Genomic DNA, 16,785 nt, shown 5'->3' on the forward strand with positions numbered 1-16,785 from the left:
GTTTTAAGGCAAAAGACGATCCGGCAACAGGCGCATCAGCTGCGTATCGAACCAGGCCACGAAGGCCGGCGATGGCACAGCATCGACCGCCAGGTACCACCAATCGGCGGCGGCAAAGGCACGGCACTTCACCGCGTCCTTTTCAGTCATCACCAACGGCAATGACGGTGTGAAATTCAAGGCCTGCACGCTGTACTCGGCGTGGTCGGCAAACGCATGCGGAACTGGCTTGCAGTGTAGCGTTTCGAGGGTTTTGAAGAAACGCTGCGGATTGCCGATCCCGGCCACTGCGTGCACCGCCTGGCCTGCGGGAAAGTGGTCGAGGGGGCGCCGCTCACCGCTTTGCAGATTGATCAGGGCGGTGGGTTGGAGCTGGAAGGCAAAACCGTTGTCGCGATCATCGCTAGCGCCGTTGTACAGCACCGCGTCGACGCTTTGCAGGCGCTCGACCGGTTCACGCAACGGCCCGGCGGGCAGGCAACGCTGATTGCCCAGACCTCGTGCGGCGTCGATCAATACCAGTTCCAGGTCACGGGCCATCCGGTAATGTTGCATGCCGTCATCGGACAGGATCAGGTCCAACGGCTCGCTCGCGAGCAGTGCTTTGATGGCGCTGCTGCGGTCCGGGTCGATCATCAAGGGCACGCCGGTGCGCTGGACGATCAACAGCGGTTCATCGCCCGACACATCGGCGCTTTGATCGGCTTCGACTCGCCAGGGTAGCTGCGGCGGTTTGGCACCGTAACCGCGACTGACCACGCCGACCCGCAAGCCGCTGCGCTGGCAATGCTGGATCATCCACAGAATCAGCGGCGTCTTGCCGGTGCCGCCCACCGTGATATTGCCGACCACAATCAGCGGCACGGGCGGCTGATAGATCTCGCCCTCACCCGCCAGAAACCGCTTGCGCTTGTTCATGACCACCCGCCGGTACAACCACTCCAGTGGCTGCAACAGTTTCAGGGCCGGATGACCTTCGTACCACGCGGCGAGCAAGCGATCAGACATGGCCATCAGGGCGCGGGCGCCGCCTCGACGGTGGTCATGCGCAAGTGACTGAAACCGAGTTTCCCGGCGGCGTCCATGGCGGTGATGACGGATTGATGTTGGGTCTTGCCGTCAGCGCTGATAGACAGCGGCAAATTGGTGTCACCGTTGGATTCTTTTTGCAGCGCTTCCATCAAGGTCACCAGATCACTCTTGGGCAACACATGATTGTTCACCGAGATCACGCCTTCGGCGTTGATGGTGATGTCCAGTTGCTTGACTTGCTGATCTTCGGCCGGCGAGCCGCTGACCGCTTCCGGCAGTTCGACGCGCAACTGGGTTTCTCGGGTAAAGGTGGTGGTCACAACGAAAAACAGTAGCAAGACAAACACCACGTCGATCAGCGACACGAGATTGATGTCCACGTTCTCCCGTTGCTTGCGGCGGAATTTCACGCTTTGCCCTCAGCCAGATCAACGTCACGGTCGCCCTGCACCACTTCAACCAGCTTGATGGCTTCCTGCTCCATCCCCACCACCAGTTCATCGATGCGCCGTTGCAAGAACCGGTGAAAGAATACCGACGGGATGCCGACGATCAGGCCCGAAGCCGTGGTGATCAAGGCTTTGGAAATACCGCCGGCCAGCACTGCGGCGTTGGTGGTCATGCCCGTGCCCATGAACGAGCTGAAGATATCGATCATGCCCAGCACCGTCCCCAGCAATCCGAGTAACGGGGCCATGGCGGCGATGGTGCCCAAGGCGTTGATGTAGCGCTCCAGTTCATGGATGACCCGGGCGGCGGCCTCTTCGATGCACTCTTTCATGATCTCGCGACCATGCTTGGAGTTGGCAAGGCCTGCGGCCAGGATCTCGCCCAACGGTGAGTTGGCGCGCAGTTCCTTGAGTTTTTCTTTATTGAGTTGCTTGTCCTTGATCCACACCCAGACCTGCCCGAGCAGATGCTCCGGGGTCACACGGCTGGCTCGCAGGGTCCAGAGACGCTCGGCGACGATCGCCATGGCCGCGATGGAACTCAGAATGATCGGCAGCATCATCCAACCGCCGGATTTGACCAATTCCCACACAGTGACAGTCCCCTCGAAAAAGTGCGCCACTCTAACATAGGGGCCGAGCGCACCGAAGACCGTGATGTCGCATCCGGTCGGGCTTTAATAACTCTCGGCTATTTGTTGAGCGGTGGCGGATCGCGCCAGAAACGCCGATCCAGACGCATCGTCCACGGCGGTTTGAAACGGCCCAATTGCAGATGAATGGCGCCGTGCTCGGCGCTGTCGTAGATCATCATGCCGAGCTTTTTATAGCGCGCCACCACGGTGGGGTGCGGATGGCCAAAGGAATTGCCTTGCCCACGGGAAATCAGCACGGCCTTGGGTTGCAGCGCGCTCAACAGCGCCATCGACGAGGAACTGCGGCTGCCATGATGAGGTGACTGCAACCAATCGGTGTTTTGTGCGAGAGGACTTTCAAGCAACGCCCGCTCGGCAGCGGTGTCGATATCACCGGTCAGCAACAGTCGCTCGCCGCTGGCTTCTATTTGCAATACGCAGGATTTCTGATTGCGATCATGGGCTGACGTCCATTGCCACAGTTCGAAGTGCACGCCGTCCCAGGTCCATTGCCGACCACTTTCACAGCCCTCGGCGTGCAGTTCGGCAGGCAGCCCCTCGGGATCGCCACTGAGTACCCGACTGACCGGCAAACCATTGGCCACTGCTCGCGCACCACCAGCGTGATCGGCATCGGCGTGGCTGATCAGCATCAGGTCGAGCCCCTTCACCCCCAGTTTGCGCAACGAAGGCAGGACCACCCGCTCACCGAGGTCGAAATCGCCGAAACGAGGCCCGGTGTCATACAGCAGCGTGTGATAGCGAGTACGCACCAGGATGGCCAATCCTTGACCGACGTCCAGTTGCCAGACATCGGCCCGGCCTTCAGGCAACAACGGCCGAGGTGGAAACACCAGCATCAACAGCAGCGGCCAACCCAAAGGGCGTAGCGCAACGCCTCGCGGCATCAAGAGTAGAAAGCCCCCCAATGTGCCGAGCGCCCAACTCCACAGCGGTACCGCCGCCGGTAACCACGCGGGCAGTTGCCCGGCCACTAATGCCAGTGCCCTGAACAGCCAGTCGATCAACCCGCCCGCCAGCCACAGTAACCCTTCGCCCACATAAGGGACGGGTAATAACAATGTGCCGAGCAAGGCTGGTGGCAACACCAGCAGACTGATCCAGGGCACCGCCAGCAAATTGGCCACGGGCCCGCTGATGCTGATCGGCAAGCCCAGCACCAACAACAACGGGCACAAACCGATTGCAATCAGCCACTGGGCCCGAGTCCAGGTTTGCCACCATCGCCAGGGCCCAACCGCCCGCCAAAGGTGAAGATCAACACCGCCACGGCCGCAAAAGATAGCCAGAAGCCTGGTTGCAGACTGGCCAGCGGATCCAGCAGCAAAACGCCATTCAACGCCAGCAACAGCGGCCACCACGCACCGAGGTGACGAAAACGCAGCCGCCATAACAGCACCAGACCGATCATCACGCACGCGCGTTGCACCGGTACGTCGAAACCGGCCAGTAACCCATAAGCCAACGCTGCCGAGAACGCCAGCCCGCACGCCCATGGCAGCCAGGGTAAACGCCCTGGCCACAGCCCCAAACGCGCCAACCCGGCGATCAGCAGATAGACCAATCCCGCCAGCAAGCCGATGTGCTGCCCAGAAATCACCAGCAGATGCACGGTGCCGGTGTCTTGCAGCACTTGCCATTCCTCACGGCTCAGCCCGGCGCCATCGCCCAGCACCAGCGCCGTCAACGCCCCGGTTCGGCCCTGGGCATCTACGGCTTGCAAACGCCGGCGGATGCCGTCGCGCCAGGCCCATCGGGCTTCGGCGACCAATTCGCCGTCCTTGACCGTGCCGGTCGCACCGATGCGTTGAGCCAGCAGCCAGGCGTCATAATCGAACGCATGCGGATTGAGCAGCCCGGCAGGACGCTTCAATTTGACCGCCAGCCGCCACCGTTCGCCGCTATTGACGGGCGGCCCGCCATACCAGGCCAGACGAAGGTGTCGGGGCAGTTTGGTTCGGCGTGACTGGCTGTCCGTCAGCTCGAAACGCACCACGCCGTCTGCCTGTTGCGGCAGGCCCGTTACCCGCCCTTCGACCCAGCGCGTCTCGCCATCGAGTGTGTGTGGCAACCGATCATCCAGCGCCCACTGCGCGTTCGCGCACGCCCAACTGAAGCCGAACAGGAAAAACGCCAATGGATACGAGCGAAACGGCAACACCATCAAACCGACTAACGGCAGCAACCCCCATAACCCAACCGGCGGTAGTTCCGGCAAAAACCTCAGGGCCAGCAAACCCAACGCCAGCGCTATCATCCCTGTGCGCATACGCTCATCCTTGAGAGAGTTCCTCCCTAGGCATAGCCGGCTAACCGCACAGGCGCCGTTATTAATTGTCACAAAGTCTGAATGGGCGCTTCGTAGAATCCAGACATACTTGCCGCCTTAACCGACCGAGAAGCCTTATGCCCCGGCGCTTATTCAAACGTTACATGCCAGACCCGACCAGCATCAGGGAACACAAGTCCTTACGCTTTCTCGGCACCTTGCTGCATGACCCCAACCTCTGGCACCTCAACCGCCACTCTGTGGCCCGGGCGATGGCGGTCGGCCTGTTCGCGGCGTTTCTGCCGATCCCATTTCAAATGCTGCTGGCGGCCGTTCTTTCCATCATGGTGCGGGGCAACATACCGATTGCGGTGAGCCTGGTCTGGCTGACCAACCCGATCACCATGCCAGCGGTGTTTTATTGCACTTACCAGACCGGTGCCTGGCTGCTGGATGTGCCCGCTCGGCAGTTGCCAGATGCATTGACCTGGGAATGGGTCAGCAGCGAACTCTCGACACTGTGGCAACCATTTTTGCTGGGCTCGGTCGTCACCGGACTGGTGCTGGGCGCCCTCGCCTACTGCCTGACCATGCTGTACTGGCGCTGGTGGGTGGCGCGGCAGTGGAAACGGCGCAAGAAAAGCCGGCTGTAGAATGCAAAACGGCCTCCAATGTGGAGGCCGTTTTTTATGCGGTGTCTGGGTAAGCGTCTTGGCGATCCTGAATCAGGTACGCATCCCGCGACCGCTGACCAGCAAACGTGCGCAACCGATGTACAACACGACAGTCGCCACCAGCATGAAGGTGATGGCGATGCTGATCTTGATGTCCGACACACCGAGGATGCCATAACGGAAGGCGTTGACCATGTGCAGCACCGGGTTCGCCAGGGACACGGTCTGCCAGAACGGTGGCAACAGGGAAATCGAGTAGAACACCCCGCCCAGGTAGGTCAGCGGTGTCAGTACGAATGTCGGAATGATCGAGATGTCATCGAAGTTGCGTGCAAACACAGCGTTGATGAAGCCCAGCAGCGAGAAGATCGTCGCCGTCAGCACCACCACCAGAATAGTCACGCCCAGGTGATGCACCTGCAAATGCGTAAAGAACAGCGACAGCAACGTCACGATGATCCCGACCATCAACCCGCGCAGCACGCCGCCCAGGGTGTAGCCGATCAGAATCGTATGCGGTGACACTGGCGACACCATCAATTCCTCGATGGAGCGCTGGAACTTGCTGCCAAAGAAACTCGACACCACGTTGCCATAGGAGTTGGTGATCACCGACATCATGATCAGCCCCGGCACGATGTACTCCATGTAGGTGAAGCCGCCCATGTCACCGATCTGGCGACCGATCAGGTTGCCGAAGATCACGAAGTACAAAACCATGGTGATGGCCGGCGGCAGCAATGTCTGCGGCCAGATCCGGGTAAAGCGCCGGACCTCACGGTAAACGATGGTATTGAGGGCAACGAGGTTGGGCTGCAGCTCGGAACTCATACCGCCACCTTCGACAGATTTTTCTCCACCAGGGACACGAACAACTCCTCTAGGCGATTGGTTTTGTTACGCAGGCTCAGCACTTCGATGTTCTGCTGCGCCAACTGGGTAAACAGCGCGGTGATGCCCATGGCCTTGTCGACCTGGACTTCCAGCGTGTGGCCGTCAAGCAGCCGGGTCGGGTAGCCGAGCAACTGCGGCGCACTGTTCAGGGTGTTTTTGATGTCGAGCAGGAACGTCTCCACATGCAGCTGGCTGAGCAACTGTTTCATGCTGGTGTTCTCGACGATGGTGCCGTGGTCGATGATGCCGATGTTGCGGCACAACTGCTCGGCCTCTTCCAGGTAATGCGTGGTCAGGATGATGGTGATGCCTTTCTTGTTCAGCTCGGTGAGAAAGGTCCACATCGAACGACGCAGCTCGATGTCCACACCTGCCGTCGGTTCGTCGAGGATCAGCAAACGCGGTTCGTGAACCAGCGCGCGCGCAATCATCAATCGACGCTTCATGCCACCGGACAGCGAGCGTGACGGCGTATCGCGCTTATCCCACAGCCCCAGTTGGGTCAGGTATTGCTCGGCGCGTTCCTTGGCGACTTTCGCCGGAATGCCGTAGTAACCGGCCTGGGTCACCACGATATCGAAGGTCTTTTCGAACTGGTTGAAGTTGAATTCCTGGGGCACCACGCCGATGGAGCGTTTGAGCTGCGCGGGATTTTTGTCCAGGTCGTGGCCGAAGATATTCACCGTTCCGCTGGTCTTGTTCACCAGGGTCGAGAGAATGCCGATGGTCGTGGATTTGCCTGCGCCGTTCGGGCCGAGCAAGGCGAAAAAGTCACCTTCGGCAACGTCCAGATCGATACCACTCAGGGCCTGGAAACCGTTGCCGTAGGTTTTGGTTAGCTGCCGGATGGACAGAGCGGAACTCATATCGGATTACGCACCAAGAAGGAAAAAAGGAATAAAAGACGGCTGGCGGCGACAGGTACCACCGCGGCACATGGGCGCAATGGTGCTTGTCGCCGCCACACAAGTACAGTCAAGTGTGTCGATAGTGAGTATTAAGTCAACGCGGTCATGACTGCTTTTTGATAGGCCGGACGCTGTTTCAACCGGGCATACCAGGCTTCGAGGTGCGGCTGCGACGCGCGCTCGATTGGCATCTCGAACCAGGCATAAATAAAACTGCCGAGGGGGATGTCGCCCATGCCGATCTCATCGCCGGACAGGTAGGATTGGGTCGACAACGCTTGATTGGCCATCGACAGCAACTCGTCGCACTCCTTGATCGCCGCCTTGATGGCAGGCCAGTCCTGCTTGTCGGCCGGCGTGCGCAACACGCCCCAGAATACGGTGCGGAACGGGCCGGCAAAACTTGAAGTGGTCCAGTCCATCCACTTGTCAGCCGTGGCGCGGGCTTGCAGGTTCGCTGGATACCAAGACGTGCTGTTGGCATGGCGGGCCATCAAGTAACGCACGATGGCGTTGGATTCCCACAACACAAAACCGTCGTCTTCGATCACCGGTACGCGACCATTGGGGTTCATTGCACGGTACTGCGGCGTATCGACCACACCAAAAGCACCGCCCGCATCGATGGCCTCGTAGGCCAGCCCCAGCTCTTCGGCGGCCCACAAAGGCTTTCTGACATTCGACGAGTTTTTCCGACCCCAGATCTTCAGCATGACCGCCTCTTTTTCGATAAGTGGGCAGGCAGCATACGCCGGATCAGGCGCGACTCAAATCGCTCTGCATATCACCCAGCAACGTGGGTAGCTTGTCGCTGAACAGGTGCGGATAGCACTTTTCCAGGTGCTCGAAAAAGAACGTTTCCGGCACATCGGCGAACTGGCCGTGATCAACCAGGTACTCCATCAACTGCGCGCCATCGCGATTGAACGGATGAAAGACGCTGTCGTTGATGCCGTCGAATTCCAGCGGCGCAACGTTGAACAGTTCACAGAGTTTTTGATTGAACGCCGGTGTCGCCTTGACCCAGCGGTCGTTCAGATACAACTCCGTGTAGCCATGCATCGCGAACACATCGCTCTTGAGCAATTCGAGCAAGCGTGGCGTCGACAGGTGATTGCGAACGTCTGCCAGACCAATGCGTGCCGGGATCCCGCAATGCCGGGCAGCGCCCGCCAGCAGCGTGGCTTTGGGCACGCAATAGCTTTCCCCGGTTTCCAGCGCATAACTGCCGCACAACGTCTGCGGATCGCGGCTGAACGTGTAGGGGTTGTAGCGCACGGCCTCACGCACGGCGTAATAAAGGTTGATCGCCTGCTCGATCGGATCTCGACGGCTGCCGCGATGTATTTCGGCGAACTCCACCACCGAGGGGTGGTCACTATCGATGAAGCGGCCGGGGCTCAGGTACTCGTGCATGAGAATAATCTCCAGGGGAAGCCTCGAGTCTAGCGACAGCTTCAGCACAGAGATAACGACGTTTCGGCCAAACTTGGGCGCATTGTCGCGTAGGAAACGAACCATTTCCCGAGCGTGTTGCCAACCGAACCTACAAAACTCACCCAAGGTTTCCCACGAATTCAATCACATCGCTCTGACCACCCTGTTTGGCGGATGCCGTCTAAGCTCTGAAGGTTGGTTTTACCCTGGTTCACGGAGGATTAAATATGCTGCTGTTGTGGATACTGGTTCTGGTTGTCGGGATCGCCTGGTTAGCCCATCGTCGCATCGCCCCACTGCCCGCTCTCTGCATCGTTGCCGTCTATGTAGTGGCCATGGGCGCTTTCGGCCGCGCGCCCGGCTGGCTGCTGCTGTTGCTCTGGGTGTTGATCGCCGCCGTTGCAGCGCCATTGCTGCTGCCCGACCTGCGTCGCAAGTTCTTCAGCGCGCCGCTGTTCAACTGGTTCCAGAAGACCCTGCCGCCGATGTCGCAAACCGAACGCGACGCCATCGATGCCGGCACGGTGTGGTGGGACGGTGAGCTGTTCAGCGGTCGCCCCGACTGGAACAAACTGCTGTCCTATCCCAAAGCCCAACTGAGCGAAGAGGAACAGGCATTCATTGATGGCCCGACCGAAGAACTGTGCGCCATGGTCACCGACTGGCAGATCGGGCAAGACATGGACCTGCCCGCCGAAGCCTGGACGCATATCAAGGACAACGGCTTTTTCGCGCTGATCATTCCCAAGGAATATGGCGGCAAGGGCTTCTCCGCCTATGCCCACTCACAGGTCGCCATGAAACTGGCGACCCGCAGCGGCGACCTTGCGTCCACCGTGATGGTCCCCAACTCCCTCGGCCCCGCCGAGCTACTGCTGCATTACGGCACCGATGAACAGCGCAACCATTACCTGCCTCGCCTGGCCCGTGGTGACGACATTCCCTGCTTCGCATTGACCGGCCCACTGGCCGGTTCCGACGCCGGGGCAATGCCCGACACCGGGGTCATCTGCAAAGGTGAATGGGAAGGCAAGGAAACCCTGGGCCTGCGCCTGAACTGGGAAAAGCGTTACATCACCCTCGGCCCGGTGGCGACCCTGCTCGGCCTCGCCTTCAAGGCCTATGACCCGGACCATTTACTGGGTGACAAGGAAGACCTTGGCATCAGCCTGGCCCTGATTCCCACTGACACCGCCGGTGTTGAAATCGGTCGCCGTCACCTGCCGCTGGGCGCCGCGTTCATGAACGGCCCGAACGCTGGCAAGGACGTGTTCGTGCCGCTCGACTTCCTCATCGGCGGCCAGGACATGCTCGGCAAAGGCTGGATGATGCTGATGAATTGCCTGTCGGTCGGGCGTTCGATTTCATTGCCTGCCGTCGGCACCGGCGCCGCCAAATTCACCAGCCTGGTGACCGGTCAATACGCTCAGGTTCGCGAACAATTCAACGTTCCACTGTCGGCGTTCGAAGGGATTCAGGAAGCCATGGCGCGCATCGGCGGCAACGCCTGGATGATGGACGCGGCGCGCATGCTGACCGCCAACGCGGTGGATCTGGGCGAGAAACCGTCGGTGCTGTCGGCGATTCTCAAGTACCACCTCACCGAACGCGGCCGCGAGTGCATCAGCCATGCGATGGATGTTCACGGCGGCAAAGCCATCATCATGGGGCCGAACAATTACCTCGGTCGCAGCTGGAATGGCGCACCGATTTTCATCACCGTCGAAGGCGCGAACATTCTCTCGCGCAACCTGATGATCTTCGGCCAGGGGGCGATTCGTTGCCATCCGTTCGTGCTCAAGGAAATGGCCCTCGCCGGTCGTGAGGACAAGGATCAGGCACTCACCGAGTTCGATGGCCTGCTGCTCAAGCACATCGGTTTTGCCATGAGTAACGCCGCTAGCACACTGGTGCTGAACCTGGGGTTCGGGCACTTCGAACACACACCGGGCAACAAGCTCAGCCAGGGTTACTTCCGCGCCCTCAATCGTCAGGCTGCGGCGTTCGCCCTGCTGGCAGACCTGAGCATGATGCTGCTGGGCGGCGAACTGAAACGTCGCGAGCGCCTGTCAGCACGACTGGGGGATGTACTGAGCAACCTGTACCTCGCCTCTGCCGCCCTCAAGCGTTACCACGATCTCGACTCCCCGGAACACATGGCGCCGTTGTTCACTTGGGCCATGGAAGAAAGCCTGGGTCAGTCGGAGCGTGCGCTGGATGAGCTGCTGACCAATTTCCCGAACAAGGTGTTGGGTTGCCTGATGCGGGTGATCGTGTTTCCGTTCGGCCGACGACACAAAGGCCCATCGGACAAGCTCGGCGCCGACGTGGCCGCCGTGATTGGCCGCGCCAAGGGCGACCCGACCCTGGAGGAGTTGCTGGGCGGTTGCTACCGTCCGCAATCGGCCGATGATGCCGTCGGCGCATTGCAACATGCCTGCGATTTGCTCAACGCTGCGCAGCCGCTGCAGAAAAAGCTGCACGTAGCCCTCAAAAGTGGCCAGGTCAAACCGGCCGCCGGGGAACACATCATCGATGCCGCGCTGGAGGCCGGTGTTTTGCAGGCAATGGAAGCGCAGACTCTGCGTATCGCCGAAGCGGCCCGACGCAAGGTGATTGATGTCGATGATTTCGACAAAGAGGAGCTGGCACTGGCTCAAGGAAAGGTCCGCTGATCCAGCCGAACATGTCGGTCCATGCAAAAAGGGCGCAGGCGCTTTATACTCCCGCGCCCGTTTTGCTCTTGAGGACTTATCTCGTGTCCAATGTCGTTGCCGATCATCTCGTCTTGCTTGACCACTTGCGCAGCATCCTGGTCGCCGTGGGTGAGGCCGAGCAGGTTCCCGAAGAAAGCCATGCCTTGTTCCTGGAGCGCTTCGACGAGTTGCGTGCGTTGCTGCCGGTCGACCCGATCGAAAGCCAATACCTGGGCCAGGACATTCTCTGCCAGGTGATCACCCGCTACCCGCAAATTGCCCACCTGGTCCCGCGCGACCTGCTGTGGTACTTCGCCGGTGACTGTCTGCATTACATGCCCGATGATGAAATCGATATGTATCAGGCGCTGGAAGAGCGTCGCTTCGAAGCGGAACAAAACGACGAGCCGTTCGACTGGAATCAGGAAAAACAGCTGCTGTCGATGTCGAACGAAGACAGCAAGCACTGATCCCGGCCCGGCAATGAAAAAGGCCCGCATGATTAACATGCGGGCCTTTTTTTGTGCTCAGAACAAGCCGTCACTCTCTGGCATTTCATATTCCGATGAAGACCAAACCGGACCATTGGACTTACCGGGCTTGCCCAGCGTCGGTTCCTTCTCCAGACACGCCACCAGGTAATCAATCAGCACCCGTATCTTGGGCGGCAGGTACCGGGTTGGCGAATGCAGCAACCAGGCACCTCCGTGGTAGGACGCCAGAAAGGTCCAGTCCGGCAGCACCTGCACCATCAACCCTTTCTCCAGGGCATGGCGCGCAGTGAAATAGGGCAAGCTGCCAATGCCGATATGCTGCAACACCGCGCCATAACGTACGCCGGTGTGATTGGCGGCATATCGCCCACGCACACCAACGGTCACCGATTTGCTGCCCTTCCTGAATTTCCAGCGCGCATCGCTCGGGGTTTCACCCAGGTAAATGCAACTGTGATTAAGCAAGTCATGGGGGTGAGTCGGTGTACCGTGTTCAGCCAGATACTGCGGTGTCGCGCAGAGCAAATGGTCGATGGTGAGCAACTGCCGACCCACCAGCCCTGCTGGCGGCCGGTCGGTAATGCGAATCGCCAGGTCGACGTTGTCGTCGATCAAATCAACCTGCCGGTCCTCAAGCAATAGCTCCACGTCCACTTTTGGATAACGGCGTAAAAACTCCGGCATATGCGGGTGAATCACGATCCGGCCTACCGCTTTCGGGACGCTGATACGCACCAGCCCCTCGGGTTCGTCAGTGAACTGGCCACTGATTTCCATCACTGACTTGGCCGCGCTGACCATTTCCTGACAACGCTTGAACACCTCTTCGCCACCGTCGCTCAGGCGCAGTTTGCGCGTGGTGCGTTGCAGTAGACGCGTGGCCAGGGCCTTCTCCAGTCGCGAAATACTACGACTCACTGCCGAGGGTGAAGCCCCCAGTTGGCGGGCGGCTTCGGAGAAGCTGCCAGTCTCGACAACCTTGACGAAAATCGCCATTTCACCGAGCAGCGGCAGTGGAAGATTTATGCTCACAGCGCAACAGTCCTTTGATGTTTGAACGGATTATCACGCAATCACACGCTTCATATAATAAAAAAAGAAACTTTAATCAGGGCATGGAATATGACGCTTCGCCTCTTTTTCCATAGTGATGACCTCAAGGCTAATGTGGAAGTCTTGGAGTGCACGCCCCACGAGAACGAATTTGCCGTGGTGCTGCGCGCCACGCTGTTTCACCCGCAAGGTGGCGGCCAGCCTTTTGATACCGGCTGGATCGGCGATAGTCGGGTACTGCGTGTCGTCCAGGATCCCGACCGGATCATTCATTTCGTCGATCAACCGGTTAAACCCGGCATGACCCAGATTCGTATCGACGAAGAGCGGCGCCAGTTCAATACGCGCATGCATTCCGCCGGGCATTTGATTGGTCATTTCGTCCAGGCCAGAGGCTGGATGCCGACCAAGGCGCATCACTGGCCGGGCGAAGGTCGGGTGCAGTTCAAAGCGCTGGAAAGTGCCCAGGACCTCGATATCGAATCCGTTCAACTCGGCATCGCACAGTTTATTGGCCAGGATTGGCCGCGCCTGACGTCATTGCGTGAAGGCGCCCGGGAAATCGGTTTCGGTGAACTGCCCGCCTATGGCTGCGGCGGCACCCATGTACGTAGCCTGAAGGAATTAGGCACGGTCACGATCGCTTCCCTTTCATTGAAAAAGGGAACGCTGTCAGTCCACTACTCCGTGGATTGAGCATTTGGGCGATGCCGGCAACGTCATCGCCTGACGCCGGGGGAGCCTGCGCTCGCGGGTTCTGTTGACTATCTGATAGATGGACCTAAGACATGATGCTTGACGTCGAGCGTCTCGATGAGACGTGCGATAAAAAAACTGGCCAACGAAGAAGTCCTCGCCATCCGCGTCAAAGGCTTGTTGCCCCAGCCGCTGGCGATTCAAATTGGCGACAAGATCCTCGCCCCGGGCTTCGAAGGCTATATCAATGCGCCTAGTATCGGCCGTATCGGCATGGCGTTTTATGAAGCGGAAAACCAGCCGTTGCTGATCGAGGACTACTTCGAACGCGCCACCCGCAATATCGCGGAATTACGTAACCGTTGCGCGCCCTATTCGTCCCCGGTCGACACCCTGCGCTGCATGTTCGACGAATCCTGGCCGGCAGGCGCTCACCTGGAAAACCTCTACGGTCGCAAGATGTATGTCGGGCTGTCACGGGTCGTGAAACCGGGGGTGTGCTTCCTCGCCCACCATGACATTTTCGCCAAGGACGCCCCGGACAGTTACCAGGCCAGAAGCCTGGAAGCGCAGTTCGCCTGCAACGTTTACCTGAACATGCCCACCGAAGGCGGCGCGCTGCAGATGTGGGACGACGACATTTCGCCGGACCAGTTCGACGAAATGCGCGGCGACAGTTACGGCATCGACCCTGCCCTGCTTGGCCCTCCCACGCTTGAGATACGTCCCGAGCCGGGTGATTTCATCATGTTCAATTCGCGCTGCATGCACTCGGTGACACCGGGTGTGGCAGATCCACGATTGAGCCTTTCGTTCTTTGTCGGCTATCGCGGCAATGCTTCACCCCTTACCTTCTGGAGTTGAAATGCTTTCGAGTTACTTGGGCGAGTTTCTGGCGCTGGCAACCATTCACTTTCTGGCCGTGGTCGCACCCGGGCCGGATTTTGCCGTCACGATTCGTCAGAGCGTGCGCTTCGGTCGGCTGGTGGGCATCTGCACGGCGCTGGGCATCGGCGCGGGGATTTCCGTGCACGTGCTATACACGCTGCTCGGGGTCGGCGCGCTGATGCATACAACGCCTTGGTTGTTGACCGTGGCCAAGGTCGTGGGCGGCGCCTACATTTTGTACCTCGGTGTCAGCCTGCTGCGCAGCAAACCCAAGTCCGCGCTTGAGGGCGACCAGGCCGTGGACGAACCTGTCGTCAAGCAAACGCTATTGAAGGCATTCACCACCGGGTTTCTGACCAACGCGACGAACCCCAAGGCGACCCTGTTTTTCCTGGCGATTTTCACCACCATCATCAGTGCCACGACACCGTTGAAGGTCCAGGCGCTTTACGGCGTGTGGATGTGTTTTGTGAACGCACTGTGGTTTGTGATCGTCGCGCTGTTCTTTTCCAGCGCCCGGGTGCGCGTGCTGTTCATGCGCATGGGGCATTGGTTTGAACGGACGATGGGGGTGATTCTGATCCTGTTTGCCGGGCGTCTGATTCTGTCGATGTAAAACCTGCGCCCACGCAAAAGGCCCGCCGAGTCTGACTCGCGGGCCTTTTTCATATCTGCGTCGCTTTTGCGTTTCTGTGCGACAGATCCTGCATCAAGGGCTCTGCATCAAGCCTTCCGGGTGTTAGCTTTGAAATGTTTCTGATTAGTCGATCAGATATTTCTCACAAACTGCCTGCAAAGGAATGCCCCAGCAATGGACTTTTCACTCAAGCACCTGGCCGCGACCACCCTGATGATCGCCAGCCTTTCTTCGTTCACCCCTTCTGCATTTGCCAACATCACGACGCAACAGAGCGCGGCCATCCTCAAGACGTTCAGTGAATCATCGGTCACCGACTTCAGGGAGTTCCTGGGACGCCTGGCCCAGAGTGACGTCGCCAAATCAGGCGACCTCGGCCCGGCCATCAGCGCCTTTCTCGATAACAAGGCACTTTCTTCTGAACAGCAAGATGAAATCCATCGCCTGCTTGGCCTTTATGCACGATTGAAATACGGCAGCGCGGCCACCGAGACCCTGCGTGAGCTGGTGGCCATCCCGACCTTCCGCGTGGACGGCGTGGCTCAGCACGACAATCCTGAATTCATCAAGATCGCCGACAAGATCAAAGACCTGGCCCAGTCCTTCAACCTGAATTTTCGCAACATCGACAACCGCGTCTATGAAATCTCCCTTGAGGGCAGCGGCGATGAAGTGGTGGGCATTCACGCGCATGCCGATGTGGTGCCCGTGACGCCGGAGAACTGGGTACTGAAAGACGGCACCCGACTCGATCCGTTCAAGGTCACCCTGATCGGCGATCGCATGTATGGTCGGGGTACCGAGGACGACAAGAACGGCATCGTGGTGTCGCTCTATGCGATGAAGGTCATCAAGGAAGAGAAGCTGCCGCTGGCGAGGAACTTCAAGCTGCTGGTAGACACCACCGAAGAAACCACCGGGGACGCCATTCCCTACTACTTCGAACACAATCCGACACCCAACTACAACCTGGCGCTGGATGGCGGCTACCCGGTGGTGATTGCCGAGAAAGGCTACGGCACCGTCATGGCCAGTTTTGCCCGACGTAATGCCGAGGGCAAGGGTGCTGAAATCGTCTCAATGACGGGCGGACTGGCCACCAACCAGATTCCGTCGGCATCGGCTGCCACCCTGGTGAGTGACAAACCTGCCGAATTGGCCGCCAGCCTGCACAAAGCGGGTACTGAGTATGCGAAGCGCAATGGCGGCAATTTTGAGGTGACGGCCAAGGTCGTCGGCAAGGACGTGAAACTCACGGTTACCGGCGTTTCCGCCCACTCCTCCGAGCCTGAGTCAGGCGTCAACCCGGTGGCCAGGATGCTGGACTTCATCAACAGCCTCGACGGCAAGGTCGCGCTCAAACATAACCACATCACTGACGCCGCCCGCTACGCCGCCGACAACTGGGGGCTGGACTACCTGGGCGGCAAACTGGGTGTCGGTTTTTCCGATTCATTCATGGGGCCACTCACCGCGTCCCTGACTTTTGTCGGGATGGATGAAAAGGCTTTCAAACTGGCGGTCAACCTGCGTGTACCGAAGGGCAAGTCCCCGGAAGCGCTGAACAGCGAAATCACCGATAAGCTGGCCACCTGGAGCAAGAAAAGCCACATCGCACCGACCTTCGATATCTCGATCGCCGAGCCGATGTACCGCAACCCTGAGGGTGAATGGGTCAAGGCCTTGCTGGCCGTAGCCAGCGAAAACCTGGGCATGGAGCACAAGTACGGCACCTCTGCCGGCGCCACCTCGGTCCATGAACTGCCCAATGGCGTGCAGTTTGGCCTGGCCCGGCCCGAGGTGAAATACACCGGCCACACCGACAATGAGTTCAAGACGGTCGACCAGTTCCTGCTGGACCTGCAGATCGTGACCGAAATGATGGGGCGCATCGGGCAGTTGCCGAAGCTCTGATCGCCTCTTGGACCAGCCCTGCTGGCGGGTCAAAACCACAAAACCGGAGAACGACACAATCTGTAGCAGCTGGCGAAGCCTGCGTCCG

Annotated in this window: 14 protein-coding genes and 2 pseudogenes; 7 read left to right on the plus strand and 9 right to left on the minus strand. The window is 59.3% G+C overall.

The genetic code is table 11. The features are described 5' to 3' along the window. Nucleotides 1–3: 3 nt before the first annotated feature. From lpxK to AB4N76_RS06135, 4 genes and pseudogenes are all read right to left on the minus strand, one after another. Complete coding sequence (gene lpxK, locus AB4N76_RS06120) at nt 4–1,014, minus strand: tetraacyldisaccharide 4'-kinase (RefSeq protein ID WP_046031669.1); 1,011 nt, start codon at nt 1,012–1,014, stop codon at nt 4–6. Further along, on the minus strand, nt 1,014–1,442 hold the full coding sequence (locus tag AB4N76_RS06125) for an ExbD/TolR family protein (RefSeq protein WP_077431504.1): 429 nt from the start codon (nt 1,440–1,442) through the stop codon (nt 1,014–1,016). Before AB4N76_RS06125 ends, lpxK begins: the two co-directional genes overlap by 1 nt. Beyond that, on the minus strand, nt 1,439–2,074 hold the full coding sequence (locus tag AB4N76_RS06130) for a MotA/TolQ/ExbB proton channel family protein (protein ID WP_046031667.1): 636 nt from the start codon (nt 2,072–2,074) through the stop codon (nt 1,439–1,441). Before AB4N76_RS06130 ends, AB4N76_RS06125 begins: the two co-directional genes overlap by 4 nt. A gap of 98 nt (nt 2,075–2,172) precedes the next feature. Continuing rightward, nucleotides 2,173–4,406 (minus strand): annotated as a pseudogene (locus tag AB4N76_RS06135) (DNA internalization-related competence protein ComEC/Rec2). Nucleotides 4,407–4,543: 137 nt separating this feature from the next. Here AB4N76_RS06135 and AB4N76_RS06140 point away from each other — a divergent pair. Further along, on the plus strand, nt 4,544–5,059 hold the full coding sequence (locus tag AB4N76_RS06140; RefSeq protein WP_046031666.1) for a DUF2062 domain-containing protein: 516 nt from the start codon (nt 4,544–4,546) through the stop codon (nt 5,057–5,059). 72 nt (nt 5,060–5,131) lie between these two features. On the opposite strand, the gene AB4N76_RS06145 is transcribed toward AB4N76_RS06140, so the two are convergent. From AB4N76_RS06145 to AB4N76_RS06160, 4 genes are all read right to left on the minus strand, one after another. Then, nucleotides 5,132–5,911 carry an ABC transporter permease gene (locus tag AB4N76_RS06145; protein WP_046031665.1) on the minus strand — a complete coding sequence of 260 codons (780 nt, stop codon included), beginning with the start codon at nt 5,909–5,911 and terminating at the stop codon, nt 5,132–5,134. Beyond that, a complete protein-coding gene (locus AB4N76_RS06150; RefSeq protein WP_046031664.1) occupies nt 5,908–6,840 on the minus strand; it encodes an ABC transporter ATP-binding protein in 933 nt (310 codons plus the stop codon). Before AB4N76_RS06150 ends, AB4N76_RS06145 begins: the two co-directional genes overlap by 4 nt. Before the next feature lie 131 nt (nt 6,841–6,971). Then, complete coding sequence (locus tag AB4N76_RS06155; protein ID WP_046031663.1) at nt 6,972–7,595, minus strand: glutathione S-transferase family protein; 624 nt, start codon at nt 7,593–7,595, stop codon at nt 6,972–6,974. A gap of 43 nt (nt 7,596–7,638) precedes the next feature. Beyond that, nucleotides 7,639–8,298 (minus strand): transglutaminase-like domain-containing protein, encoded by a 660-nt coding sequence (locus tag AB4N76_RS06160; RefSeq protein WP_046031662.1) that lies wholly within the window; start codon nt 8,296–8,298, stop codon nt 7,639–7,641. A gap of 248 nt (nt 8,299–8,546) precedes the next feature. Between AB4N76_RS06160 and AB4N76_RS06165 the strand changes: the two genes are divergently transcribed. Together AB4N76_RS06165 and AB4N76_RS06170 are read left to right on the plus strand one after the other, a co-directional pair. Further along, nucleotides 8,547–10,994, plus strand: a complete 2,448-nt coding sequence (locus AB4N76_RS06165) for an acyl-CoA dehydrogenase (RefSeq protein WP_460164269.1) — start codon at nt 8,547–8,549, stop codon at nt 10,992–10,994. An 83-nt stretch (nt 10,995–11,077) separates the two neighbouring features. After that, nucleotides 11,078–11,485, plus strand: coding sequence for a PA2817 family protein (locus AB4N76_RS06170; RefSeq protein WP_046031660.1), 408 nt, complete (start codon nt 11,078–11,080; stop codon nt 11,483–11,485). 57 nt (nt 11,486–11,542) lie between these two features. On the opposite strand, the gene AB4N76_RS06175 is transcribed toward AB4N76_RS06170, so the two are convergent. Beyond that, the gene (locus AB4N76_RS06175; protein WP_046031659.1) at nt 11,543–12,541 is read right to left on the minus strand and encodes a LysR family transcriptional regulator; all 999 of its coding nucleotides are present in this window, start codon (nt 12,539–12,541) and stop codon (nt 11,543–11,545) included. A gap of 90 nt (nt 12,542–12,631) precedes the next feature. Between AB4N76_RS06175 and AB4N76_RS06180 the strand changes: the two genes are divergently transcribed. The 4 genes and pseudogenes from AB4N76_RS06180 to AB4N76_RS06195 all read left to right on the plus strand — a co-directional run bounded on the left by AB4N76_RS06180 (nt 12,632) and on the right by AB4N76_RS06195 (nt 16,697). Further along, a complete protein-coding gene (locus AB4N76_RS06180; protein ID WP_046031658.1) occupies nt 12,632–13,258 on the plus strand; it encodes a serine-tRNA(Ala) deacylase AlaX in 627 nt (208 codons plus the stop codon). A 92-nt stretch (nt 13,259–13,350) separates the two neighbouring features. Further along, nucleotides 13,351–14,122 (plus strand): annotated as a pseudogene (locus AB4N76_RS06185) (2OG-Fe(II) oxygenase). A gap of 1 nt (nt 14,123) precedes the next feature. Then, nucleotides 14,124–14,762, plus strand: coding sequence for a LysE family translocator (locus tag AB4N76_RS06190; RefSeq protein WP_460164270.1), 639 nt, complete (start codon nt 14,124–14,126; stop codon nt 14,760–14,762). Between the two features lie 195 nt (nt 14,763–14,957). Next, the gene (locus AB4N76_RS06195) at nt 14,958–16,697 is read left to right on the plus strand and encodes a dipeptidase (RefSeq protein WP_460164271.1); all 1,740 of its coding nucleotides are present in this window, start codon (nt 14,958–14,960) and stop codon (nt 16,695–16,697) included. Nucleotides 16,698–16,785: the final 88 nt, after the last annotated feature.

It is taken from the genome of Pseudomonas sp. S2_F03 (genome assembly GCF_054668335.1).